Origin of the sequence: Jiangella ureilytica (genome assembly GCF_004348545.1) — a bacterium.
Classification (GTDB): Bacteria; Actinomycetota; Actinomycetes; order Jiangellales; family Jiangellaceae; genus Jiangella; species Jiangella ureilytica.
Genome location: NZ_SMKL01000008.1, coordinates 42,553 through 67,441, shown reverse-complemented (window position 1 = coordinate 67,441; position 24,889 = coordinate 42,553). Strand labels below are relative to the sequence as shown.

Annotated in this window: 20 protein-coding genes; 7 read left to right on the top strand and 13 right to left on the bottom strand. The window is 73.9% G+C overall.

Annotated features, from left to right (window positions below; translation table 11 throughout):
* Positions 1 to 197 precede the first annotated feature (197 nt).
* The 7 genes from E1212_RS05260 to E1212_RS05230 all read right to left on the bottom strand — a co-directional run bounded on the left by E1212_RS05260 (position 198) and on the right by E1212_RS05230 (position 9,562).
* Positions 198 to 1,964 carry an IucA/IucC family protein gene (locus tag E1212_RS05260; RefSeq protein ID WP_131980063.1) on the bottom strand — a complete coding sequence of 589 codons (1,767 nt, stop codon included), beginning with the start codon at positions 1,962 to 1,964 and terminating at the stop codon, positions 198 to 200.
* On the bottom strand, positions 1,951 to 3,270 hold the full coding sequence (locus E1212_RS05255) for a lysine N(6)-hydroxylase/L-ornithine N(5)-oxygenase family protein (protein WP_131980061.1): 1,320 nt from the start codon (positions 3,268 to 3,270) through the stop codon (positions 1,951 to 1,953). Before E1212_RS05255 ends, E1212_RS05260 begins: the two co-directional genes overlap by 14 nt.
* Positions 3,267 to 3,842, bottom strand: a complete 576-nt coding sequence (locus E1212_RS05250) for a GNAT family N-acetyltransferase (protein WP_131980059.1) — start codon at positions 3,840 to 3,842, stop codon at positions 3,267 to 3,269. Before E1212_RS05250 ends, E1212_RS05255 begins: the two co-directional genes overlap by 4 nt.
* Positions 3,843 to 3,868: 26 nt before the next feature.
* Positions 3,869 to 5,662: an IucA/IucC family protein gene (locus E1212_RS05245; RefSeq protein WP_162605324.1), complete on the bottom strand. Its 1,794-nt coding sequence runs from the start codon at positions 5,660 to 5,662 to the stop codon at positions 3,869 to 3,871.
* Between the two features lie 41 nt (positions 5,663 to 5,703).
* Positions 5,704 to 7,254, bottom strand: coding sequence for a pyridoxal phosphate-dependent decarboxylase family protein (locus tag E1212_RS05240; protein WP_131980055.1), 1,551 nt, complete (start codon positions 7,252 to 7,254; stop codon positions 5,704 to 5,706).
* Positions 7,251 to 8,657, bottom strand: a complete 1,407-nt coding sequence (locus tag E1212_RS05235) for a diaminobutyrate--2-oxoglutarate transaminase family protein (RefSeq protein ID WP_238992249.1) — start codon at positions 8,655 to 8,657, stop codon at positions 7,251 to 7,253. The genes E1212_RS05240 and E1212_RS05235 overlap by 4 nt, the downstream gene beginning before the upstream one ends.
* A gap of 77 nt (positions 8,658 to 8,734) precedes the next feature.
* Positions 8,735 to 9,562, bottom strand: a complete 828-nt coding sequence (locus E1212_RS05230; RefSeq protein ID WP_131980051.1) for a DUF4190 domain-containing protein — start codon at positions 9,560 to 9,562, stop codon at positions 8,735 to 8,737.
* Positions 9,563 to 9,719: 157 nt separating this feature from the next.
* Here E1212_RS05230 and E1212_RS05225 point away from each other — a divergent pair, with 157 nt between their 5' ends.
* Together E1212_RS05225 and E1212_RS05220 are read left to right on the top strand one after the other, a co-directional pair.
* Entirely contained in the window at positions 9,720 to 11,096 is a 1,377-nt protein-coding gene (locus E1212_RS05225; protein ID WP_131980049.1) for a M14 family zinc carboxypeptidase, read from the top strand.
* 64 nt (positions 11,097 to 11,160) lie between these two features.
* Positions 11,161 to 12,069 (top strand): alpha/beta hydrolase, encoded by a 909-nt coding sequence (locus E1212_RS05220; RefSeq protein ID WP_131980047.1) that lies wholly within the window; start codon positions 11,161 to 11,163, stop codon positions 12,067 to 12,069.
* Here the strand turns inward: E1212_RS05220 and E1212_RS05215 are convergent.
* From E1212_RS05215 to E1212_RS05205, 3 genes are all read right to left on the bottom strand, one after another.
* Complete coding sequence (locus tag E1212_RS05215) at positions 12,032 to 12,463, bottom strand: SRPBCC family protein (RefSeq protein ID WP_131980045.1); 432 nt, start codon at positions 12,461 to 12,463, stop codon at positions 12,032 to 12,034. The genes E1212_RS05220 and E1212_RS05215 overlap by 38 nt on opposite strands.
* Before the next feature lie 172 nt (positions 12,464 to 12,635).
* The gene (locus E1212_RS05210) at positions 12,636 to 13,628 is read right to left on the bottom strand and encodes a helix-turn-helix domain-containing protein (RefSeq protein WP_131980043.1); all 993 of its coding nucleotides are present in this window, start codon (positions 13,626 to 13,628) and stop codon (positions 12,636 to 12,638) included.
* A 29-nt stretch (positions 13,629 to 13,657) separates the two neighbouring features.
* Entirely contained in the window at positions 13,658 to 14,212 is a 555-nt protein-coding gene (locus E1212_RS05205; RefSeq protein ID WP_131980041.1) for a CGNR zinc finger domain-containing protein, read from the bottom strand.
* 98 nt (positions 14,213 to 14,310) lie between these two features.
* Between E1212_RS05205 and E1212_RS05200 the strand changes: the two genes are divergently transcribed.
* The 5 genes from E1212_RS05200 to E1212_RS05180 are packed head-to-tail and all read left to right on the top strand — an operon-like array spanning position 14,311 to position 19,108.
* The gene (locus E1212_RS05200; protein ID WP_162605323.1) at positions 14,311 to 15,609 is read left to right on the top strand and encodes an MFS transporter; all 1,299 of its coding nucleotides are present in this window, start codon (positions 14,311 to 14,313) and stop codon (positions 15,607 to 15,609) included.
* A gap of 58 nt (positions 15,610 to 15,667) precedes the next feature.
* The gene (locus E1212_RS05195) at positions 15,668 to 16,372 is read left to right on the top strand and encodes a VOC family protein (protein ID WP_131980037.1); all 705 of its coding nucleotides are present in this window, start codon (positions 15,668 to 15,670) and stop codon (positions 16,370 to 16,372) included.
* A gap of 4 nt (positions 16,373 to 16,376) precedes the next feature.
* Positions 16,377 to 17,279: an arginase family protein gene (locus E1212_RS05190; protein ID WP_131980035.1), complete on the top strand. Its 903-nt coding sequence runs from the start codon at positions 16,377 to 16,379 to the stop codon at positions 17,277 to 17,279.
* Positions 17,280 to 17,305: 26 nt separating this feature from the next.
* A complete protein-coding gene (locus tag E1212_RS05185; RefSeq protein WP_131980172.1) occupies positions 17,306 to 18,310 on the top strand; it encodes a PHP domain-containing protein in 1,005 nt (334 codons plus the stop codon).
* A gap of 15 nt (positions 18,311 to 18,325) precedes the next feature.
* Positions 18,326 to 19,108, top strand: a complete 783-nt coding sequence (locus E1212_RS05180) for an alpha/beta hydrolase (protein ID WP_162605322.1) — start codon at positions 18,326 to 18,328, stop codon at positions 19,106 to 19,108.
* Positions 19,109 to 19,277: 169 nt separating this feature from the next.
* Here E1212_RS05180 and E1212_RS05175 read toward each other — a convergent pair whose 3' ends face one another.
* From E1212_RS05175 to E1212_RS05165, 3 genes are all read right to left on the bottom strand, one after another.
* The gene (locus tag E1212_RS05175) at positions 19,278 to 20,453 is read right to left on the bottom strand and encodes an MFS transporter (protein WP_162605321.1); all 1,176 of its coding nucleotides are present in this window, start codon (positions 20,451 to 20,453) and stop codon (positions 19,278 to 19,280) included.
* Positions 20,450 to 21,010 (bottom strand): TetR/AcrR family transcriptional regulator, encoded by a 561-nt coding sequence (locus E1212_RS05170; RefSeq protein WP_203416430.1) that lies wholly within the window; start codon positions 21,008 to 21,010, stop codon positions 20,450 to 20,452. Before E1212_RS05170 ends, E1212_RS05175 begins: the two co-directional genes overlap by 4 nt.
* A gap of 69 nt (positions 21,011 to 21,079) precedes the next feature.
* Positions 21,080 to 24,874 (bottom strand): S8 family serine peptidase, encoded by a 3,795-nt coding sequence (locus E1212_RS05165; RefSeq protein ID WP_131980027.1) that lies wholly within the window; start codon positions 24,872 to 24,874, stop codon positions 21,080 to 21,082.
* Between the last annotated feature and the right edge of the window lie 15 nt (positions 24,875 to 24,889).

Sequence of the window (24,889 nt, the reverse complement as noted above, 5' to 3'; positions counted from 1 at the left end):
ATCCGCTGCGCCGCTCCGCGGGCGGGTGCCGCTCCCCGGGCGGGTGCCGCTCCCCGGGCGGGTGCCGCTCCCCGGACTGGTCACGGTCCAGGTGGGGACGCCGGCCCCCGCCCCGGAATGATCACGTTCACGAGGAAGTCCCGTGTCGTACTACGCCTGCAATCGTGTTGGAGCACGTGATTTCGTGGTGAACGTGGTCATTCCGGGCTGAACGTCGGGGAGAGGGGGTTGGGGACGGTGCCGAGGGCGGAGATGACGGGGCGTTCGGGGTCGTCGGCGTAGCCGCGTTCGAAGAGTCGTAGGCGGTTGAGGCAGAGCTTCGGGAAGGTCGGCGACTCGAGGTCGAACATGCCGAACCGGTCGGCGAGGTCGTTGCGGAAGCGGTCCTGATAGGCCGCCAGCACCTTTCGCGCCGACCCCCAGAATGCCGCCTCCGGCACCTCGAGGCGGTCGGCGCAGATCTCGGCCAGGTACCGGTACACGCAGATCAGCAGCCCGTTCTGCAGGTACTTCCGCAGCGTCTTGCCGTCGAGGATCACGTCGGCCAGCGCCGCCCGCACCTCGGGAGTCAGGCCCGCATGCTCGGGAATCGACTCGGAGCAGATCGCGAGGTCGTCGACGAAGTCCTTGACGACCAGCCGCGTGGGCACGCCGCCGCGGTGGACGATCATGCAGTTCTGCCCGTGCGGCGAGAACATGGCGCCGTACTTGTACAGCACGTGCAGCAGCGGCGGCAGGATCGCCTCGTGCAGCCGCGCGACCCACTCGGCCGCCGTCAGCCCGCTCCGCGCCACCAGCGCCTCGGCGAACGTGCCGCCGGACGGGTCGACGTGCAGCAGGGCGGCCAGCGAGACCGCCTGCTCGCCGTCGCGCAGGTACGGCCGCACCGACTCGCGCCAGATCGCCCCCAGCAGCTCGGTGTACTGGTAAGGCGCCCCCGCCAGGGTGGAGTACACCGGGTGCGCGACGCTGACCCCGGCCACCTCGCCGAGCAGGATCAGCCCGGTCTCCTGCAGGTAGGGGTCGGACGAGACCAGCAACGACAGCCAGGACGTCAGAGCGGGCGCGGCCAGCGTCCGCTCGCGCGGCAGCCCGCGGTAGACCGACGTGTTGAGGATCGACAGCGGCAGCTTGAGGTAGCGCCGCGACGGGTCGTCGAGGTCGGTCATGGTGCGGATCGCCAGCTGTGGCCGGTACCGCGCCTGCCCTTCGCCGAGGAACACCAGTTCGCCCCGGGCCAGCTGCGCGGCGTGCAGGGGCAGGATCCGGTGCGCCCACTGCCACGGGTGCACCGGGACGAACACACAGGTGTCGGGGTCGAGCCCGCCGAGCTGCGCCTGCGCTCGCATCGCCTCGAACGCCTCGGGCCCCACCTGGTCGCGCACCACCGCGTGGTGGTCCAGGCCGACGGCGTCGGCGACCGCCGGCGACGCGGCCAGCCAGAGCAGCCGGACGTCAGCGCGCGCCTCGGGCGGATACGTCAGCAGGTCGTCGGCGCCGAAGCCGACCCGGCCCTTGTTGGCGACGATCCACGGATGCCCGGTGAGCTCGGCCTCGGCGAGGACCGGCTCGAGGTCGACGAGCTCGGCCGCCGGTCGCGCCGTCGCCAGCTGCCGCGCGTCGGTGAGCAGCGTCGACGACAGCTCGGACACGGCGCCGGCGACGGTGGACGGCTCGGCTCCGGCCCGGCTCAGCACCGCGGTGAAGACGTCGGCGGCGTCGGGCAGCGGCCCGGGCGCACCGGTCTCACTGGACCACGCCAGCGACGACGGGTCGACCCGCCACCAGTCCAGCGCCCGCCGCACGGCCCGACCGGTCAGCGTCCCGCCCGGCAGCGCCAGCGACAGCGCCCCCGTCTCGGAGACGGACAGCGCGATGATCTCTTCGTACCGGAACTCGGTGAGCAGCTTGGCGATCAGCTCGCGGTTGGCCCGCTCCCACTGCTCCAGGTCAGGCGTGGTCATGCGGACGGGCCTCCTCGGGGACGCCGAAGCTCTGGTAGACGGTGCGGTCGCGGACGGCGTAGACCTGACGACCGGCCAGCTGGTTGACGATGACGGCGTTGCGGTGAGCGCCGAGCCCGAGGTCAGGGGCGCCGACGCCGTGGGTGTGCAGTTCGGCGTTCTGGGCGAACAGCGTCGACGGCGCACCGGACGCCAGCGCCAGCCGGTAATCCAGGGCCACCTCGGGCCGGCCCAGGGCGTCGGCCGCGACCACCCCTGGCGCCACCGGCAACGGTGACGGCTCGTGCCCCGTCCCCAGCACCACGACGTCGGTGTCGCGGGTGAACGTGCGGTCCTGGTCGCGCTGCCGCCACGTGAGCCGCCACCGCCGGCCCGGCACCGGCGACGGCGAGACGCCGACCAGCTCGCACCCGCCCGCGTACGCCACCGGCGGGTCGTCGCGGTCGACCGTCGCCTCGTACAGCAGGTCGTAGATGCGCTCGCTGGTCTCGGCGGACAGGCCCTTGTACAGCAGGTCCTGGCCGGCCCGGATCTCGTCGCGCCGGGCCGGCGGCAGCCCGTGGAAGTACGCGGTGTACTCGGGCGTGAAGTGCTCGAGCCCGAGCTTGGAGTACTCCATGGGCAGGAAGCCGCGCGACCGCGTGAACCAGTCGAGCGTCAGCCCGCTCGGCAGTCCGGCCTCGAGGAGGTCGGCGACCACCTCGCCGGCGCTCTGCCCGGACCCGACGACGGTGACAGCGGCCGCGGTGACCGCCTTCTCGCGGTAGGTGAGGTAGTCCTCGGTGTGGAACACGTCGTCGCCCAGGAGCTCGCGGACGACGGCGGGAACGGCCGGGCGGGTGCCGACGCCGAACACGACCGATCGCGCGGTGTGCTCGTGGACCGCGCCGTCCGCGGTCTCGACGACGACGCGCCAGCCGCCGCCGGGTCCGCCGAGCGGGGAGACCGACGACACCCGGGCGCCGAACCGGCACGAGGGCAGCGACTCGGCGACCCAGCGGGCGTACGCGTCGAACTCGGCCCTGGGCACGTGGAACCGCTCGTAGAAGTAGAACCGGTACAGCCGGCCGCGCTGGTGCAGGTAGTTGAGGAACGACCAGCGGCTGGTCGGGTCGGCCAGCGTCACCAGATCGGCCAGGAACGGCACCTGGAGCGTGGTGCCGGGCAGCATGAGGCCGGGGTGCCAGGCAAACCGCGGCGACGCCTCGAAGAACACCGCGTTCACGTCGGTCACCGGCTCGAGCAGCGCGGCCAGGCCCAGGTTGAACGGCCCCAGGCCGACCCCGACGACGTCGAACTCGCTCATGAGGCGCCCCCCGCCGAGGCGACGGCAGAAACCGCCGCACGGTCGCCCGGCCAGCGCGCGTCGAACTCCGCCCGTGTGCAGGCGAGCACCGCCGCCCGCTTCTCCGGCAGGTCGACCTCGCCCAGAGACGACAGCCCGAGCCGGTCGCAGTAGGCCAGCATGCGGCCGTTGCGCACGTCGGGCTCGCAGACGGCGCGCTCACCGCGGTTGAGCAGCCAGGCGAGAACGGCCCGGCCCATGAGCCGCGGCACCCCCGTCCCGATCATCGACAGCGGCCCGACCAGCAGGTGGAAGCCCTGGTCCCCCGCCTGCGCGGGGTAGTACGCCGCCAGCGGATCGGCCGCGACCTCGTACGTCTCGACGTAGCCGAACGGCGTGCCGTGCGCCGACACCAGCCACGGCCGCAGGTGGGTCAGCCCGGCCAGGTACCCGCGGATCTCTTCCAACGGCACGCCGAGCTGCCACCACGGCACCACGTGCGACCGATTCATCCAGTCGTGCACCAGCTCGCCGTCGTCGCCCGCCCGGACCGGCGCGAACGTCAGCTCGACGGTCGCTCCCGGCAACGTCACCGCCCACGCATCCACCGGCCGCGCGTTCACGGCGCCAGCCCCAGCAGCGGGTTCGGCAGCGTGACGTACACCGACTGCGTCGCGATGTCGCCGACCAGCTCGTCGAGGTCGTGCGCGCGCGTCAGCAGGTTCGCCTTGCACGGCCAGCGGTCGTCGTCGAGCAGCCGGTCGAGCAGGGTCGCCGGATAGCTCCCGCCGCGCGAGCGCTCATCGGCCAGCACCCGGCGCAGGTCGCCCAGCAGCACGGTCTCGTCGACGGACGGGCCGAGCGCGTTGACGACACCCAGCGTGAGGTTGACGAACAGGTAGTAGACCAGTCGCTCGTCGGCCAGCTCCTCGGGGAAGATCGACTCGGTGGCCTCGCCGAGCCCGGGCACGACGGCGACGAGGTCGCCATGGGCGGCCTCGCGGTGGAAGTAGCCCTGGCTGTCGCGGTAGACGCCGCGGACCGGCCAGCCGTCCTCGAGCTCGACCAGCGTGTTCTGCTGGTGCGCCTCGAAGCACAGGCCGACGTCGAGGTACAGCCGGACCAGCGAGCGCACCACGACGTCGCAGAACCGGCCGAACCACTCGCGGGCGACGGCGTCCTCGGCGCGGCCGTGCCGCGCGGCCAGCTCGGCCACGATGGCGCCGAGCCGGCTGCGCCCGCCGTAGGGGTGGTCCTGGCAGAGGGTGGTGAGCGCGCTGACGTCGCGCGGTCCGCCGGGACCCCAGCGGTTCGAGCGCAGCAGCACGGAGAACCCGTTCAGCACCTCGCCGTCGTGGGCCACCGTCAGGTAGGCGGGGTCCTGGACCAGGGCGAAGTGCGGCGCGGCCGCGCGCGTCCGTGCGCCGACGACGGTGCGCTCGAGCGCCGCGGACTCGACCGCGCGGTCGAGCTCCTTCGGCAGCGTCACCCGCATGGAGTTGGTCACCCGCACGTGCAGCGAGAACTTCAGCTGCCAGGGCGCGTCGGCGCGGTACACCGTCCGCACGGACGTGGTCGGCAGGAACGGCGACCCCCACGCCCCGAGGTCGACGACGGCGCCGGTGTCGAACAGGCCGGCGGTGTGCGGGTCGGCCGCCAGCCGGTCGGCCTCGTACGGGTGGGCCGGCAGCAGGAGGCGGTGGCCGCGGACGGCGTCGAGGGCGGCCCGCAAGGACGTGTGGTCGACGGCGGGATCGTCACGCAGCAGCGCCTCGGCCAGGTCCGGCGCGGACGCGTCGAGGGCGCTGGCATGCCGCACCAGCTCGCGGTCGACGGCCAGCCAGCGCAGCGCGAACCGGCCGCCGGTCTCGGGCGAGAACCGCTGCCGCTCGACGGCACCGAGCTCGCCCCGGCTCTTCGGTGTCGGGTGCACCAGGTGTCCCAGCAGCAGCGCCTGCTCGGTCTCGGGGAACGTCAGCGGCACGGCGGACCAGAGCCGCTCGATCTCGGGCGCCCGCCCCTCGAGGTAGCCGGCGACGGCGGCGGCGCTGTCGAGGACCCGGGTGAGCAGCGGTTCCGTGCGCAGGCCGGTGCCGGGCAGCGCGTCGGCCAGCAGCACGGCGAGCTGCGCCAGCCCGACCGGCCGCGGCTCGCCGTCGGCGATCTGGACCAGCGCCGGCAGCCGCAGCTGGTGCCGGAACGTCGCCGAGACCCGGCGCACGCCGACGAAGAGCCGCGCGTTCCAGTGCGGCAGCGCGATGACGATGCGCCCGGCGCCGTCGCGCGCGCTCAGGTCGGCCTCGAGCCGCCAGCCGGGCACCTCGCGCAACCAGCACGACAGCAGGGCGTGCGCCGTCGCGTCGTCGGCGGCCCGGGTGGGCGACGGGGCCGTCGCCTCCGGTACATCGGTCATGACATCAGTCGATCGGCTCATGCGGCGAAGCCTCCCTCGCATCATGTCGGCGTTCGGTCTCGACCGACGACTCGGCGTGACCTTCGGCCTGCCGTCGCCGCCGGTGCCGCACGAGCCGCCTCGGCGGCCTCCTCGAACCCGGCGGACGCTTCGGCCGCGATGGCGGCGAGCAGGCCGGCGACGTCGTCGTGGCTGGTCAGTGGGTTGGTGAAAGTGATCTTGAGAACGACGGAGCCACGGTAGCGCGTGCGTCCGACAACGGCCCGTCCCGACGCCAGCAACAGGCGCTGGACCTCGACGTTCAGCCGGTCCAGCAGCGAGTCGTCGACGCCGTCGGGCCGGCAGCGGAAGAGCACCGTCACCGTCTGCGGCGGCGCGACCAGTTCGAGGCCGGGGTGGCGGCGGACCGCCTCGCCGGCCTTGGCGGCGAGGTCGACCAGGTGCTCGACCAGCCCGGCCAGCCGCCGACGGCCGGTGGCGCGCAGCGAGACCAGGATCTTCAGCGCGTCGAACCGGCGCGAGGTGTCCAGCGACCGGTCGACCAGATTGAGGACGTCGTCGTCCTCGGTGCGGTTGAGGTAGTCGGCCGGCTCGCGGACGCTGCCCAGCATGGCGGCGTCGCGAACCAGCAGCGCGCTGGCCCCGATGGGCTGCCACCAGAGCTTGTGCAGGTCGGCGGTGATGGAGTCGGCCCGTTCCAGCCCGGCCACCAGCGGGCGCAGCCGGTCGCTGAGCACCAGCGCCGACCCGACGGCGGCGTCGACGTGGAACCAGGCACCGATGGCCGCAGCCCGGTCGGCCAGGGCGGCGAGCGGGTCGACGGCGCCGGTGTCGGTCGTGCCGGCGGTCCCCACGACGGCGATCGGCACGGCTCGGGTCTGCCGCAGCTGGTCCAGGGTCCGGTCCAGCGCGGAGAGGTCCATGCGGCCGTCGTCGTCGGTGGGGACGGCGACGACGGCGTCGCGGCCCAGCCCGAGCACGGCGGCGGCCTGCCGCACGCTGACGTGCGCACCCGCCGAGGCCAGGATGCGCCACCGTCCGGCGCCGGCCGGCAGCCCGCTGAGGTTGGCCCCGCCTGCGGCGTGATCGCGGGCGAGCAGCAGCCCGAGCAGGTTGGACGCCGTCCCGCCGGAGGTCAGCACGCCCGACGCCGTCGCCGGCAGTCCGATCAGCTCGGCCACCCGAGTGACCAGCCGGTCCTCGACGTAGGTCGCCATGGGCGCCTGGTCGTAGGAGTCCATGGACTGGTTCGTCGCGGCGATGGCCAGCTCCGTGGCGGCCGCGGTGAGCAGCGTCGGCGGGTGCAGGTGGGCCGCACACCACGGGTCGGTGACCCGCGCGCCGTGCGCCAGCACCGTCCGGCCGACGTCGGCGAGCACCTCGCCGAGCGGCTCGGGATCGTCGGGCAGCGGCTCGATGGCGGCCGCCGTCTCGCGCAGCCGGGCCGGTCCGACAGTGGGGAACGGACGGTGGTCGCCGGCCGGACCGTAGGTCGCGGTCAGGACATCCAGCACCTGCGCGACCGCCGCCCGCAGCGCCTCGTGCGAGGCCGGGCTGCCGTCGAGGAAGAGCGGCCCGGGCGACGGGGTCATCGGGCGCCCTCCTCGTCGCGCTCCGCATGAACGGCGTGCAGGGCCGCACCGAACGCGTCGACCACCTGGTCGATCTCCTCGTCGGTGATGACCAGCGGCGGCAGGAACCGGACGACGGCGTCGTGGGTGCCTCCGACCTCGACGATGACGCCGCGGCGCAGCATCTCGCCCTGCACCTTGCCGGCCAGCCAGCCGTCCGGCACCGGCACACCGTCGGCGTCGACCACGCCGGGATCGACCAGCTCGGCACCGGCCATGAGGCCGCGGCCGCGGACCTGCCCGACCCGCGGGTCGTCCGCCGCCACCGTCGCCAGGCCCTCGGTGAGCCGGCGGCCGGCCTCGCGAGCCCGCTGCGCCAGCCCGGCGCGGACCACCTCGCGGATGGTCGCCGCACCCGCCGCCAACGCCAGCGTCTGGCCGCGGAAGGTGCCCGCGTGCGAGCCGGGCTGCCAGCCGTCGAGCTCGCCCCGGTACACGACCACCGCCAGCGGCAGCCCGCCGCCGATCGCCTTCGACAGCACCAGCACGTCCGGGTCGAGTCCGATCGCCTGGCTCGCCCACAGATCACCCGTGCGGCCGAGGCCGGTCTGCACCTCGTCGGCGACGAGGACGGTGCCGGCGGCCCTCGTGGCGCGGCGGACCGTGGCGGCGAACGCCGCCGGCATGGGCTGGACGCCGCCCTCGCCCTGCACCGGCTCGGCGACGAGGGCGGCCGGCGTCGTGATGCCGCTGAGGTCGTCGGTCAGCGCCCACTCGACCAGGCGGCCGGCCATGGCGGCGCCGTCAACGCTTCCGTTGTCGAGACCGAACGGGGAACGGAACGCCGTCGGGAACGGGAGGTGGTGCACGTCGGGCAGCAGCGAGCCGAGTGGCTCCTTGACCGCCTTGCGGCCGGTCAGCGCCAGCGTGCCCTGGGTCATGCCGTGGTACGCGCCGCCGAACGCGACCACCCCGGAGCGGCCGGTGACGGTGCGGGCCAGCTTGACCGCGGCCTCGACGGCGTCGGCGCCGGTGGGCCCGCAGAACAGGATGCGGCCGTCGCGTAGCGGCTGGGGCAGTACCTCGAACAGCTGCGTGACGAAGCGGTCGCGGACCGGCGTGGGCAGGTCCAGGGTCGTCAGCGGAGTGCCGTCGTCGAGCACGTCGCGCAGCGCCTGGACCACGACGGGGTGGTGGTGGCCGAGAGCCAGCGTGCCGGCGCCGGCCAGGCAGTCGATGTACGTGCGGCCCTGGCGGTCGCGCACCGTCGACCCGCTGGCCTCGACCAGGGCGATCGGCAGGCGGCGCGGGTAGGAGCGGGCGGACGATTCTCGTTGGCGCTGGCGTTCGAGCAGGTCGTCGGCGGGTTCGGCGGTTCCGGTTGCCGGCGGTTCGGCGACCCTGACACCCTCGTGGTACGCCACGGGCGCGGTCCTTTCGCGGAGAATGATCTGCAGTCAACTAGGTTTGCCTAACCTAACTCAGACCGCAAGCCACCTCGTCAGACGCCCGGCCGGCTCAACAGTCTCACTGTGAGGTTTCCCTCGATCGCGTGGGCGATGCAGACCACCTCGCGGTCATTCGGCCAGTACAGCTCGTCGGGATAGAAATAGAACAGGCCGATGTCGGGGTCGTTCCACGCCTCCTGCGACAACGCCGCCAGCTCGTTCGCGCAGCGCTCGTCAGCGACGGCCGCGATGCCGTCGACCCCGGGGTAGTCGCCGTCCTCGAGCTCGAACGTCGCGTACACCTCGCCCTCGTGCGGCTGGTCGCACGGCACCGCCGGCAGCGTGGTGAGCGTGTCGTCCTCGATGCCGCGCAGCCCGTTCAGGCAGTCGCCGACCTCGATGTCCATCGTCGACACGGTGCCCTCCTCCGTGATCTCGCCGTCGGCGTTCCGCTCGGCGGAGGTGACGACCACGTAGACGACCGAGCCGACGATGACGACCAGCCAGAACCCGGCGGCGACCAGGCCGCCGACGGCGAGCCCGCGGCCGCTCTGACCGGTCCGCGACGTCTGGACCAGCGCGATGATGCCGAACACGATGGCCAGCGGGAAGATCGCGACGATGCCCAGGACCAGGGCCGCGACGGCGAGGCCGTTGGTGCCCGGCTTGCGCGGCGCCGGCGCGGCGGACCACGGGTACGGGCCGTACAGCGGGTAGGGCCCGGTGCCGCCCGGGTACGGCGGATAGGGCAGGTACGGGCCGCTGGCCTGCGGGTACTGCTCGTATGGCCCGGGCTGCTGCGGCTGGTACGGGCCGGGCTGCCGCGGCGACGGCTGCGCGTACGGTTCGGGCGTTGGCGGCGGAGCGCCGGGCTCGGACATGAGCGGAAGCTACCGCAGCGGCCGGACACGAAGCAGCGCAACGTGACATGCCATACCTCTCGTGAGAAACGTGACAAACCGATAACCTCTGGGTCAGCCGGACGATCGTGGCCGGCACCGCTCTGCCCCCGTCGGTTCTGCGGAGAGGAACGCGTTCATGAGGCGTACTGATCACTCCCGTCCGAGGCGTCGCACCCTGATGCTGGCCGCTGCCGCCGTCCTGGCGGTCCCCGCGGTCGCCGTCCCCGCCGCCGTCGCGGCCGAGCCGTCGTCGTCGTCGGCCTCGTCGACCGAGGCGGCCGATCTCCCGAGCGGCAACACCGCGTACCGGACGCTGGCCGACTACGAGGCCGACATGGCCGCGCTGGTCGCGGACCACCCCGACCTGGTCGAGCCGATCACGCTGCCCTACCCGACGACGTCCGGCCGCACCGTCCGCGGCATCGAGATCACGACGAACGTGCAGGCGAACGACGGCAAGCCGGTCTTCGTCGACGTCGGCATGCACCACGGCAACGAGTTCCCCAGCGGCGAGCTGACCATGGAGTTCGCCATCGACCTGGTCGAGCGCGCGGCCGCCGGCGACCCGTACGTCACGAACCTGCTCGACCGCGCGCGCGTCGTCGTCGTGCCGGTCGTCAACGTCGACGGGTTCGTGCGCGGCCGCCGTCAGACCGACACCAACACCGACATGAACCGCAACTACGGCCTCGGCTGGCTGCCCATCCCGACCGGCGGCGCGGCCCCGTGGTCGGAGCCGGAGACCCGCAACATGGAGTGGCTGCTGTCGACCCGCCAGGCGGTCGTGTTCAACACCCAGCACACCTGCATCCAAGTGGTGCTGTACCCGCCGCTGCAGCTCGAGGCCGGCCCCGCCCAGGACGTCGCGCGGCTGCACACGCTGGCGTCGGAGATCGCGGCGATCTACGGGCCCGGCTACGACGCCCTGCCGTCGGCCGAGGACTACGAGACCACCGGCGAGGCGATCGACTGGGCGTACTACGCGACCCGCGGCCTGTCGATCACGACGGAGACCTGCCCCGACTCCGGCGTCGCGCGGACCTACCAGACCCAGGTACTGGACGTGTACGACGAGCACCGCGAGGCGATGTTCACCGCACTCGAGACGGCCGCCGATCCGGAGCAGTACGCCGTCATCGACGGCAAGGGGCCCAAGGGCGCCGTCCTGCGCATCACCAAGTCGTTCGACATGTACACCAGTCCCCACCTCCAGCCCGACGGCGGCACGCGGCCGACGTCGTTCACCACCACGCTCGAGTCGGACCTGACGATCGACAACCGCAACGGCAAGTTCGAGTGGGCCGTGAACCCGTCGTACCGGCCGATCCCCGCGTATCAGGAGGACGGCGTCCGCGGGTTCCAGACCGGGTTCTACGAGGAGCCGTGGATCCTCACCTGCGAGCTGCCCGACGGCACCGTGCTGCAGACCGTCCCGGTCGATGTGGACCTCGGCGAGACCGCGACCGTCGACCTCAAGGAGTGCCGCCGCGAGTTCCACCGGGCCCGCCCGTAGCCGACTCGTAGGTCAGCAGGTTTCGACCCTCCGTGGTCGTGGGCCGGCGTGCCACCGTCGGCCCATGACCACGTTCCCCGTCGTGTTCGAGAGCAACGGCGCGCTGCTGGCCGGCCGGGTCCACCGGTCCGGCGACGACCTGCTGGAGCGGCAGCCCGCCGTGCTCGTCACCGGCTCCTGGCTGACCGTCAAGGAGCAGATGGCCGACCACTACGCCGCCGCGCTGGCCGCGCGCGGCTACACCGCCATCACGTTCGACTTCGCCGGCTGGGGCGAGAGCGGCGGCGAGCCCCGTCAGCTCGAGCTGCCCAGCCGCAAGATCGCCGACATCGCCGCGGCGGCCCGGTTCGCGGCGTCGCTGTCGTTCGTCCGCCCCGGCGGCGTCGGCCATGTCGGCGTGTGCGCGAGCGCGCAGTACGCACTGGCGGCCATCGCGGCCGGCGCGCCGATCGCGTCGTTCGGCAGCGTCGCCGGCTGGTTCCACGACACCGCGTCGGTCGCCCCGTTCTACGGCGGGGTCGACGGGGTCCGCGACCGGCTGGAGCGGGCTGCCGTCGCGCTGGGGGTCTTGCGCCGGGACGGATCGGTCGTGACGGTGCCGGCGTACGAGGCCGGCAACGACCGGGCCGGCATGTTCCTCGAGATGGACTACTACGCGAACCCGGCGCGCGGCGCGGTGCCGGCCTGGCGCAACGAGATGGCCGAGGCGAGCTGGCTGCCCTGGCTGACGTTCGACGGGCTGTCGGCGGCGGACGCCGTCTCGGTGCCGACGCTGTTCGTGCACTCCTCCGGCTGCGTCTTCCCCGACCACATCGAGGCGTTGCGGGGGCGGCTGGGTGGTCCGGCCGAGGTCGCGTGGGGCGAGGGGACGCAGATCGACTTCTACGACCAGCCGGACCAGGTCGCGTTCGCCGTCGAGGCCCTCGACGCGCACCTCACGGCGACGCTCGGCGGCCCTCGACCGTCCGCTTGAAGGCCTCGAGCTGGCCGCCGTCGGCGCGCCGGATCGCCGCGCGGAGCAGTGGGCCGAACACCGTCCACCACCCCCGTGTCCTCACGTCGGCGGTCAGGGTGACGGCGGTGCCGCCACCCGAGGGGTCGACGGAGTAGGCGTAGTCGGCGGTGACGCCGCCCTGGACGGACGTGAGGGTGAGCGAGCGGCCCGGGTCCAGGGCGGTGATCGTGCTGGTGCGGTCCTTGCCGCGGGCGTGCATGGTCAGTCGGGCGCCGACGGCGGTCGACTCGCCCGTCCGCACCGCGTCGACGCCGGGCAGCCAGTCGGCGGCGCGCGGCCAGTCGGTCAGCGCGGCCCACACGGCGGCGGGCGGCCGGTCGATCATCGTGGTGGCGTGGAAGGCCTGGGTCACGCGCCCACCGTGGCGAGTCCTGCCGCTGCGGTCTTGTACGGATTTCACGTCGGCCGCCGCACGTCAGCGGCGCCGGGGGTTCGGCAGAGGGGCGGAGGATGCTGCGCCGGCCCTGCATCCTCCGCATCCTCCGCATCGTCCGCCCTCCGCCTCGTCCGGTGGCGACGGGCCGTCAGCGGCGCGGGACGAAGCCGGGCGCCGCCTGGTCCGGCGTGAAGCTTCCCCGCTGGGCCGCGACGTACTCCGACGGGGTCACGCCGGTGTGCCGCTTGAAGTCGCGGATGAAGTGGCTCTGGTCGAACCAGCCCAGCTCGGCCGCCAGCGCCGACCACGGCACCGGCGCGTAGACGTCCAGCCGCGCGAGCAGGACCCGCAGCCGCAGGATCCGGGCCAGCGTGCGCGGGCCCAGCCCGACGACCTCGGTGAACTCCCGGTCCAGGTGGCCGTGCGACACTCCGAGGTCCGCGGCGAGCGCGCCGATGGCCCGCGCCGGATCCGCCTCCAGCGCCGCCACCGCCCGCTCGCACCGCTCGGTGTCCCGCGGCCGCATCCCCGCCGCGAGGGTCGCACTGACGGTGCCCACAAGGACGTCGGCCGGCTCGTCGCGCCGGCCGGCGGTGTTTCCGCCGTGGCCGGCGCGGCTGCCGTCGTGGTCGGTGGCTTCGACGCCTTCACTGGAACGGTCGCCGTGACCGGTGCTGTCGTCGGCATGGGCGCCGGGCCGGTCGAGCAGGTCGTCGACGGTGACGTCGCCGGGGCGGCCGGAGGCCACGGCGAGCAGCCGGCTCCGCAGGGGCACCGCCGCCGGCCAGGCCGCGGCGAGCTCCACCACCCGGCCGCGGATCGTCGCGGGCCGGACGCCGAACACGGACTCGCAGCCGACCGGCGTCGTCACGATCCCGACGCAGTGGGTCTCGCCCAGTGGCTCGTTCACGACCGGGCGGTCGTGCGGGCCGAGGAGGAACCCGGTGGCGGTGACCAGCGGCTCGCCGGCACCGTCGGCCGGGGTCTCGCGGATCGGGTCGCCCAGCACCACGACCGCCACGGTCGAGCCGGTCGGGGCGATCCGCTCGTCGGGGTAGTCGATGCGGCCGCGTGCGAACCAGACCGACTCCACGTACCGCTCCAGCCCGGCCGGCCGGCGCGCGACGAACTGGAACTCCATGGTGCCGAGTGTCCTCGCCCGGACCGCGATCAGGTGCTCGTACGGGCCTCGTAGTACCGCCGGGACTTGTCGCGGGTGCCGCAGGTGGCCATGCTGCACCACCGCCGCCGGCCGTTCTTGCTGGTGTCGAGGAACACCCAGCGGCACGACGGGCACTCGCCCAGCCGCTCCAGCGGCCCCTGGGTCAGCAGCCCCACCGCCGACGCCGCGACCTCCCAGAGCAGGACGCGCATCGTCTGCGGCGCCGCCCACGAGAGCCGGAAGCTCGCGCCGTTGTCGATGAAGCGGGCGTGCGCGACCCCCTCGGCGTGCACGGCGTGGATCTCGTCGACGTCGTCCTGTGCCGGGCGCTCGCCGTGGGCCAGCGGCCGGAACACCCGGTACACCGTCTCGCGCAGGTCGCGGGCCCTCGGCAGCGTGAACGCGAGGCTCCGGTCGCCGTCGACCGGGTGGCCGGCGGCGCGGGCCCAGGTGACGGCCTGCTCGGGCGTCGCCAGCCAGTCGCGGCGGACGACGGGGCGCGCGTTGACGGTGTTGGCGAAGTCGAGGCAGAGCGCGTTGCCGACCAGTTCGACGTCGGTCATGCCTTCGAGCCTATCTCACCATTCATCTGGCGTTGACAGGTGAGAAGCGATGTGCGACAACTGCAACCAGTGAAACGCCGATGAAGGGTGAGAGTCCGATGCGCGTGTTGCCGGTGTCGCTGGGCCGGTCGTTCAACGGGCTGTGGTTCGCGACGGGCGCGGCCAACCTGGGCGACGGCATGGCGCTGTTCGTGCTGCCGCTGCTGGCCATCGCCGTCGACGCGTCGGCCGGCGGGGTGGCGGCGGTGACGGCGGCGCTGACGCTGGCCTGGCCGGTGTTCGGGCTCCACGCCGGCTGGATCGTCGACCGCGTCGACCGGCGGACGCTGCTTTCGGCGGTCAACGCGGTGCGCGGGCTGCTGCTGGGCGGCGTCACGGCAGCGTTCGTGGCCGACGTGCTGTCGCTGCCGCTGATCCTCGCCGTCGCCGTCCTGCTGGGCGTCGCCGAGACCCTGGTCGACACCGCGCTCACGTCGACCATCCCCATGGTGGTCGTGCCGGCCGGTCGCAGCCGGGCCAACGCGCGCATCGAGGCGACCATCAACGTGACCAACCAGCTGGCCGGGCCGCCGCTCGCCGGCCTGCTGGCCGGGGCGACGCTGGCGCTGGCGACCGGATCGAGCGCGGCGCTGTACGTGCTCGCCGCCGGCGCGGCGCTGGCGGTGACCCTGCGGCGGACCAGGACGGCGCCGGCTCCTGCCGGCGGGGCCGCCGGGGCGGACGGGGGCGCCGGGCCGGGCGGGGGCGCCGGCACCGGGCGGGCCAAGGGCGAGCTGGTCGCCGGGTTCCGGTTCCTCTGGGCGCAGCCGGTGGTCCGCACGCTCACCCTGTTCACCGCCGCCATGAACGTCGTCTGGGCCGTGGCGACGGCGCTGCTCGTCGTCTACGCCGTCGAGCCCGGGCCGCTGGGGCTCACGCCGGCGCAGTACGGCCTGCTGCTCACGGCCATGGCGGTCGGCGGCCTCGTGGCATCGGTGCTGGTCGAGCCGTTGCGCCGGTGGGCCGGCACGACGAGGCTGATGATCGCCGACGCCGTCGGCACCGTGCTGTTCGTGCTGCCGGTCGCCGTCGGGGCCGGGATCTGGGCGGTCGCGGCGGGCGCCGTCGTCGCCGGGGCCGGGTCGAGCATCTGGCGCATCCTGGCGGGGACGGTCCGGCAGAACCTCTCGCCGCCGGAGCTGCTCGGCCGCATCTACTCGGCGTCGCGGATGATCAGCTGGGGCGTCATCCCGGCCGGCGCGGCCCTGGCCGGCGTCGTCGCGGAGGTGTGGAGCCTGCGGACGGCGTTCATGGCGGCCTCGGTGCTGGCGGTCGTCGTGCTGGTGGCGTTCGTGCGGTTCGCGCTTCGCACCGACCTCGAGGCGGCCGTCCGCGGTCCCGCGGAGACCCCGGCCTGACCGTTCGGCTCGCGGTTTCCGGACAAGGCTGTCGGACCCGCGTGTGAAGATGGCCGGCATGAGCGATGACGTGGTCGAACGGCGGCCGCTGAGCCGGACCGAGGCGTCGGCGGCGGTCGAGCATCTGGGCTGGCGGTACCTGCTGGCGCGGTTCCAGAGCGGCGTCGCCGTGGGGTCGCCGGCCGAGGCGGTCGACGTGGCCGCGACGGCGGTGCGCGCGGCCGGCGGGGCCGGCACCCACCTGCGCGTCGACCTCCGGCCCGGGCGGGTGCTGCTGAGCCTGCAGGACGAGTCGCTCGCCGACGTCACGGCCGCCGACGTCGAGGCGGCGGCCCGCATCACGACGGCCTTGCGCGCGGAGGGACGCTCCGCCGAGCCCGCCGCCGGCGTGGCGGAGACCCGGGCCGAGCAGACGCTCGAGATCGCCGTCGACGCCCTCGACATCCCGGCGGTGCGGCCGTTCTGGAAGGCGATCCTCGGCTACACGGACGAGGCCGGTCGCGACGGTCCCACCGACCCGCTGGTCGACCCCCTCGGGCAGGGGCCGGCGGTCTGGTTCCAGCAGATGGACGCCCCGCGGCCGCAGCGCAACCGCATCCACCTCGACCTCACCGTCGCGCACGACGAGGCCGAGCGGCGGCTGCGGGCCGCGGTCGACGCCGGCGGGTCGGTCGTCGACGACGCCCAGGCGCCCGCGTTCTGGGTGCTCGCCGACCCCGAGGGCAACGAGGTCTGCATCTGCACGTGGCAGGGGAGGGATTGAGGTCATGACGACCATCGGTCTGCTCGGCGCGCCGTCCAGCGCCGCCGCCCACTGGCCGGGCCAGGAACGAGGGCCGGCCGCCCTGCGAGCCGCCGGGTTGGTCGAGCTGCTGCGCACCGCCGGGCTCGATGTCGCCGATCATGGCGACCGGCCGGTGCGGCGGTGGGCTGCCCGGCCGTCGGCCAGCGGCCTGAACAACCTCGACGCGGTGGTCGAGGTGCTGCAGGACGTCCGTTCCGCCCTCGGTCGGGTGCTGGCCGCCGGGCAGGTGCCGTTCGTCGTGGGCGGCGAGTGCACGCTGACCCTCGCCATGGTGAGTGCCATGGTCACGGCCGGTCAGGACGTCGGGCTCATGTACGTCGACGGCGGCCAGGACCTGATGAATTTCGATGACCATCCGCATGAGCCGATCGCCGACGGCATGGGGGTCGCGCATCTGCTCGACCTGCCGGGCACCGCTCCCGAGCTGACCGGCTTCGGCCCGCGCCGACCATTGCTCAGTCCCGAGCAGGTCTGCTTCTTCGGCTACTGCGGCGACGACGAAGACCTGCACGGCCGGGTCTCCAGCTGGCGGTTCCAGGCGGCGTCGGTCGCGGCCGATCCAGCCGGCGCGGCGGCCATGGCCGTGTCCGCGCTGACCTCCGTCACCGAGCGGTTCGTCGTGCACTTCGACGTCGATGTCGTGAACTACCTGGACTTCCCCGCGGCCGACGTACCGCACTACCGCGGGCTCACCCTCGACCAGGCCATGCGCGCGCTCGCGGTGATGGTCCGGCACCCGGGCTTCGCCGGCCTGACCCTGACCGAGTTCAATCCCGACCACGGCGAGCCCGACGGCTCCACCGCCCGCCGGCTTGCCGAGGCGGTCGCCGCCGCCCTGGCTCCGCGGGAGAGACTGGGTCCGTGACGGCCGATCCCACGCCCGGCGATCTGATGCGGCGCATCGCGTTCCTGCTGGAGCGCGCCCGCGAGCCCACGTACCGCGTCCGCGCCTTCCGGACCGCCGCCGCCACCGCCGATTCCATCGGCATCGAAGAGCTGGTCGAGCGGGTCGAGGAGGGCACGCTGACCGAGCTGCCCGGCATCGGCAAGGTGACGGCGACCGTCATCACCGAGGCGCTGGGCGGCGAGGTCCCGGTGTATCTGCGCCGCCTCGAGGCGACCGGCGGGCGGCCGGTCGCCGAGGGCGGGGCGGAGATCCGGGCGGCGCTCCGCGGCGACCTGCACATGCACTCGGACTGGTCCGACGGCGGCAGCCCGATCGAGGAGATGGTGCGGACCGCGGCCGAGCTGGGGCACGAGTACGTCGCGCTCACCGACCACTCGCCGCGGCTCACCGTCGCCAACGGGCTGTCGCCGGAGCGGCTGCGCAAGCAGCTCGACATCGTCGCCGAGCTGAACGCGACGAACGAGCACGGCATCCGGATCCTCACCGGCATCGAGGTCGACATCAACGAGGACGGCTCGCTCGACCAGAGCGACGAGCTGCTCGGCCGGCTCGACGTCGTCGTGGCGAGCGTGCACTCGAAGCTGCGGATGAAGTCCGACGAGCTGACCGAGCGCATGGTGACGGCCATCGCCAACCCGCACACGGACGTTCTCGGGCACTGCACGGGCCGGCTCATCACGGGCGGCCGCGGCACCCGGCCGGAGTCGACGTTCGAGCCGGAGATCGTGTTCGCCGCGTGCGAGCGCTTCGGCGTCGCCGTCGAGATCAACTCGCGGCCCGAGCGGCTCGACCCCCCGAAGCGGCTGCTCCGCCTCGCCGTCGAGGCCGGTTGCTCGTTCGCCGTCGACACCGACGCGCACGCACCCGGCCAGCTGGACTGGCAGCCGTACGGGTGCGAGCGGGCGGCCGCGTGCGGCGTGCCGATCGAGAAGATCGTCAACACCTGGGCCGTCGACGACCTCCTGGCCTGGACCGGACGCACCTCCTAGGCGACCATGTCGCGCATGCCTCGGACCGCCGCACTCGCCTTCCTGCTCGCGCTCGGCCTCACCGCCTGCTCCTCCAGCACCGGCGACGACGGCGGCAGTTCACCCTCCGCGGGGGTTCCGTCAGCGGCCCCGTCCGAGACCGCGACCAAGCCGAGCGGGCCGTACCAGGACATCGAGTTCACCGGCGGCGACGGCGAGCCGCGGCAGGGCCGGCTGTACGGACCCGAGGACGCGCCGGTGGTCGTCGTCCTGTCGCACATGGGCAGCGACGGCGACAGCCAGGACGACTGGGCGGCGACAGCGCAGGCGCTGGCCGAGCGCGGCCACCGGGTGATCACCTACCAGCGGCTGCGGCCGCGCTACCAGGTCTGGCAGGACGTCATCGGAGCGGCGCGGTACGCGCGCGAGAACGGCGCCGAGAAGGTGGTCCTCGCCGGGGCGAGCCTGGGCGCCATGGCCTCGCTGCACGTCGCACTGGAGCGGTCGGTACCGATCGACGGCGTGGTCTGGGTCGCCGGCCTGCTCGGGGCGAACGGCATGCGCTTCGATCAGGCCGGCGTAGACGGCGTGAGTTGTCCGGTGCTGCTCGCCACCGGCGACGGCGACTCCTACGGCGCCACCGAGGACACCCGGCAGCTGCACGCCTGGCTGCCGGGCAGCGAACTCCTCGTCCTGCCCAGCCCACGACACGGCACCGACATCCTGGCCGAGGGTGGCGCGCCGGCCGAGCAGCTCGAGACCGCCGTCCTCGACTTCGTCGACGGCGTCGCCACCGCCGAGACCTTCACTCCGTGCTGACGACGGCGGGCGCCTGCGGACGCGGCGGCCGAACCGACCCGCCCGAGCCGAGTGGCCAGGGTGGGGCGGGCGGAACCTGGAGCCGGCGTAAAAGTGGCCGCGCCTGCTCGACCACCGACAGAGTCGCAGAGCCGGCGGAAGGTTCCGCCCGCCCCACGTACCCACTGGGTCAATGCGGGCGCCGGACGGCGAGGGCGCCGGCGACCAGGGCGACGGAGGCGAGCACCGCGCAACCCCACAGCGCCGCCGTCGGGCCGCTCGAGTCGACCAGCACGCCCAGCAGGCTGGTGGTGCCGGCGGCGATGCCGACGCTGAGGCCGAGCGCCATGCCGGCCGCCAGCCCGGCGTGCCGCGGCAGGCCGTCCTGGGCGACGATGACCAGCGGGTAGAAGATGCCCTCGAGCACGAACCCGATGAGGACCAGCAGCGCCACCGCGAGCACCGGCCCAGTGGCCGGCAGCACGAGCGACAGCGGGAGCAGCGCGAGCACCGACACCAGCACCACCGGGCGGCGGCCGTGGCGGTCGCCGAGCGTGCCGGCGGCGTAGGTGCCGACGGCGCCGGCCAGCAGCATGCCGGTGACCGCGGCGCTGCCCAGGCCGACACCGGCGCCGAGGGTCTCGTCGAACCAGACCGGGGCGAAGGCCATGAGCCCGAACAGCACGCCCGCGGCCGCCGTCGCGCCGAGGGTCGCGAACGTGAACGTCCGCCAGTCGCTCGGGAGCACCGCGCCCGCCACGCCGGCCTCATCGGTGGACGAGGACAGCTCGGAGGGCACACCGCGGCCCAGCAGCAGCGCACCGGCCAGCGGGATGACGGCGACCGCGCCGGCCGCCTCGATCCCGTACGCCGCACCCAGCGGCACCACCAGCGACGGGCCGAGGGCGAAGCCGATGTTGCCGCCGAGCGCGAAGACGCCCAGGGCCGCGCCGGGGCTGGCGGCCGCCGCGGCCCGGGTCGCGCGGAACGCCTCGGGGTGGAAGATCGCGACGCCGAGACCGCCGAGCAGCAGCGCGACGGCGATGGCGGCGAACGAGTCGAGCAGCGTCGCGGCCAGCAGGCCGCCGCCGGCCAGCACGAGCCCGAGCGGCTGCAGCCACGCGGCGCGCACGCGGTCGCCGACCACGCCGGCCAGCGGCTGCATGACCGACGACGCGAGGCTGCCGGCCAGCACCAGGAGGCCGGCGTCGGCGTAAGTCATGTCCCGTTCGGCGACGAAGAACGGGATCAGTGCGGGAACGGCGGCCTGGAAGAGGTCGGCGCCGGCGTGCGCGACGGTCAGCCGGGCGACCCGGCCGCGGTGGACGTTCTGGCCGGGGATCACCCGCTCCAGCAGGGCGGTCACGGCAGCAGCCCGTGCAGCGTGAGGTCGAGAACGGCGCTCGTCGAGCGTGTCGCCGACCACCGGTGCTCGCGGCGCAGATGCAGGTAGGTCTCGGTGACCTGGACGTACAGCACGGTCGCGGTCTCCTCGGGATCGGCGAACACGCGCAGCGAGCCGTCGAGCGCGCCGTCGCGCAGCAGCCGGACGATCGGCGCGGTGAACTCGGAGCGGGTCAGGGAGTCGTCGCCGGGATCGTGGTAGATCGCGTTCAACGTGGGGTCGTCGAGGCCGGTGAGCAGGTCGGACCGCTCATCGGTGATGGCGCAGATCGCCTCGAAGGCCGCGGTCAGCCGTGCACGCGCGTCGCCCTCGCCGGCCAGGACGGGGAGCAGCCGCTCGCGCTCCTCGCGGGCGAGCTCGTCGCGCAGCGCCACCAGGATCGCGGTGCGCGTCTCGCCCCGCCGGTACAGCGTGACACGGGTGATGCCGGCCTCTCTGGCGATGTCTGCCATCGAGGCGCCGGCCAGCTCCTGCCGCTCGGCCAGCCGCTTCGCCGCCGCGAGCACGTCGTGAGACACCCTGACATCATTCACGATACAAGGTGTATCACGACGCAGCTCACGGCGTCCAGAGGAGATTCCAGCGGATCAATCCAGCGGGTAGGCCCGGATCACCTCCTGCTCCAGCCGGGTCCCGTCGCCCTGGGCGTCGATCCGCAGCGACACGTGGTCGGCGTCCTTCCGGTGCTTGACGGTGACGGCGTACGTGCCGCTCGCGCCGGCCGGCCGGACCGCGGCGGGCCGCCAGCTGCCGCCGTCGTCGAACGACACCTCGACCCGCACCCGGTGCAGCGGCGGCGGCGGCGCACCCACCTGCCCGCCGACGGTGAGCCCGAACTGGAAGGTGCGGCCCGACGGCGCCCGGTTCAGCGGGTCCAGCGGCACGTCGTACGACGCGAACAGCAGCGGCACGAACGCGCAGTTGCGGTGCCCGCCGTCGGTGCAGCGGTACCAGTCCGGCAGCTGCTCCGGATCCACGACGGACGGGGCCGCGGACTCGAACGTCCACGCCGTCGTCGACCGGGTGCCCCAGCTCCACGGCGCGTCGGACCACGCGTCGATCTCGAGCCGGTACTCCGAGTCCGCCGCGACCGCGGGCAGCACGCCGCGCCCGGTCCGCCGGCTGAGCACCAGCTGGTCGTCGCGGTAGAGGCGGGTCGCGGAGTTCTCCCAGCGGGTGTCCCAGGCGCCGTAGTGGCCGTCGCCGGAGTCGGCGAAGTCCTCGATCCAGAGGAACAGCTCGTCGGCGTCGCGGCAGGCCGGGCAGGGGATGCCGATGCGGTCCTGGTCGAGCACCTCACGCCGCGGCGACGGCACGAACGGCCCGCCGAACCAGGTGTCGGCGACCTCGTCGCCGGCCGCGAGATGCCGCAGCCGGTCGCGGACCATCCGGCCGAGGACCACGTCGGCGGTCTCGTAGCCGGCCACCTGCTTCAGCCAGAGCGTGCCGGGCGACGCGATCACGTACTCCGTGCGCTCGACCGGCGCGCGGAAGTAGCGGAACGAGTCGAACGACCAGTCCTGCCAGGGCGCGAACGAGGCGTTGACGTCGGCGACCGACCGTTCCGGCGCGTCGGAGTGATAGCTCGACGCGACGGTGGCGAGGTCGTCCGGGCCGATCTGATGGGTGAGGTCCGTCCCCACGCCGCCGTCCTCGTCGAACCGCAGGTCATAGAGGTACGGGCTGTCCGGCGTGCTCCGCACCGTCACGGCCGAGCCGTCCCGCGCCAGCAGCGCCTCCGCCTCGCCGATGTCCAGCGCGGCGGCCGGGATGGGCAGTCCTCGCTCGACGACGCCGGCGAACGGGTAGCCGGACCGGCTGTAGAGGAGGGCGAGCTCGGCACCCGCCTCGGCCACGGCCGTGATCTGCTCGCTCCACTGCCCGCCGGTCGCCTCGACCAGCGCGATCCTGCCCTCGAGGTCGACGGCGGCCAGCTCGGCCGGCGTGGCCTCGCCCGCGTCGACGACGTCCCGGCGGTAGCGGCCCTCGGGCAGCTCCGGTGCGTAGACGAAGTACTCCGGCTCGAACGCCGGCAGCCCGGCTCCCTCGACGACGATGTCCGGCGCGGCCAGCGAGAGCGCCGTCACCAGGTGGAAGCCGCCCTTCGTCACCTGCTCGGTCGGCGTCGCGTACATGTCGGTGAACGGCTCGCCGAGCAGGTAGCGGTAGTGCATCGACTCGCCGGTCACCGGGTAGCGCCAGAACTCCAGCTTGGCGGTGATGCCCTCGGCGGGCCGGCCGACGTCGGCGGTGACCGGGACCGCTGTGCGGCCGTCCAGCACGACGCTCGCCCCGCCCGGCGCGACCTCGATCTGCGGGTCGCCGGCGAACGTGTACGTGTACCGGTCGCCGTCGAGCTCGGTCATGATGCTCAGCGCGCTGTACGTCCCCGGTGGCACCCGCACCGTCGCCTGGCCGCGCGCGTCGAGGTTCGGGAACGACAGGTGCGAGGAGGAGTCGTCGACGCTGCCGATCTGGACGGTCGCGCCGCGGTTCGGCGCGCCCGTGCGGTCCAGGACGGTGACGGTGAGGTCGTAGACCTCGGGCTCCTTGTTCAGCCCGAGCGGCAGCGTCACGCTCACGCCACCGGGACCCGTGCCGGTGACGAAGCCGCTGTACAGGCCCGCGGCGCCCAGCGACGGGTCGAGGGTGACGTCGACGGTGGCGGTGCCCTGCGCCGGAACGGTGACCGACGGCGCACCGAGCGTGATCATGCCGGCCGGCGCGGGCGTCGTCCCGACAGTCGCCGACGCCGTGAGCTGCAGCGGCACGGGCGCGTCGGTGTCGTTGGAGAACGTGACGGTGCGGACGATCGGCTCCAGCTCGGTCTGCGGGTACGGCAGGTAGCCGAAGTTCAGCGGCGCCGGCCCGGCGTAGACGCCCTGGCCGACGGCGGTCGCGACGTCGAGCCGGCCGCCGCCCTGCTGGTAGACGGTGAGGCCGTCGCGCGGGATCGCCGTCGACACCAGAGCGGCCTTGACCTGCTCCGGCGTCCAGTCCGGGTGCTGCTGGCGGACGATCGCGGCGGCGCCGGCGACGTGCGGCGTGGCCATCGAGGTGCCCGACGCGCTGGTGTAGAGGCCGTCGACGGGCGTGCCCATCGCGGTGCCGGCGGCCCTCGCGGCGACGATGTCGGTGCCCGGCGCGGTGATGTCCGGCTTGATCGCGTGGTCGCCGACCCGCGGCCCGCGGCCGGACGACGCCGCGAGCTCGTCGGCCTTCGTGACGTTGCCGACGGTGAGCGCGGCGTCGGCGCTGCCCGGGTTGGTCAGCGAGTACTCGCCCGGGCCGTAGTTGCCGCCGGCGATGACGAACAGCGCGCCGGTCTCGGCGGTCAGCTCGTTCACGGCCTGGCTGAGCGGGTCGGTGCCGTCGCTGGGGTAGCCGCCGAGGCTCATGCTGACGACGTCGGCGCCGTTCCGCGCGGCCCACTCCATGCCGGCGATGACCCACGAGTCCTGGCCGCTGCCGCCGTCGTCGAGCACCTTGCCGATCATCAGGTCCGCGCTCGGGGCGACGCCGCGGCGGGCGCCGTCGGACCCGGCGCCGCTGCCCGCGACCGTCGCGGCGACGTGGGTGCCGTGACCGTGCCGGTCGGTGGGGTCGTCGCCGCCGGTGAAGTCCTGCTGCTCGGCGATGCTGCCGGCGACGTCCGGGTGGTTCGCGTCGATGCCGGTGTCGAGGACGGCGACGGTGGTGCCGGTGCCGTCGAGGCCCTGCTCCCAGGCCTCGGGTGCGCCGACCATCGGGACGCTGACGTCGAGGGTGGCGGCGACGTTGCCGTCGAGCCAGACGGCGTCGACGGCCGCGTCGGTCTCGACCGCGGCCCAGAAGTCCGCCGCCGCGTCCTTGGCGACCTCGACCGCGGCGCCGTCGATGCTCGGCAGCGGGAGAGTGGCGTCGCTCGCGGGCAGTGCCTCCGCGCGTTGCGCGGTGCCGGCCGCGGACCGGGCGGCGGCGCCGTCGTAGGTGACGATGACCGGCAGCTCACCGGTCGCGTCGTCGGCGTACCCGCTCTCGATCAGCCGGGTCACGTTGAACAGCTGGTCGTCGACGGTGCCCGCGCGGACCCGCGGCGCGACCCGGGCCGGGACGACGTAGGTGTCGCCGTCCAACTCATAGGCCTCGACGGCGCCCCCGTCCGCGGCGTCGACCGCGACCGACGTCTTCCCGTCGACGGTGGTCACGTGGACGACGTCGCCGGTGATGAGGGTGACTCTGGTGGCGGACTCGCCGGTGGCCGTCGGGGCGCCGACGGCGGCAGCCTGCGGCGCCGTCGTGGGTGCGGAGGCGGCCGTCGCTCCGGCCGTCGCGGTCAGGGCGATGGTCAGCGCGGCGGCGGACCACAAGCGGGAGCGGGACCTGGGCGCAATCGGGGGCATCGCGTCGTCCTCTCG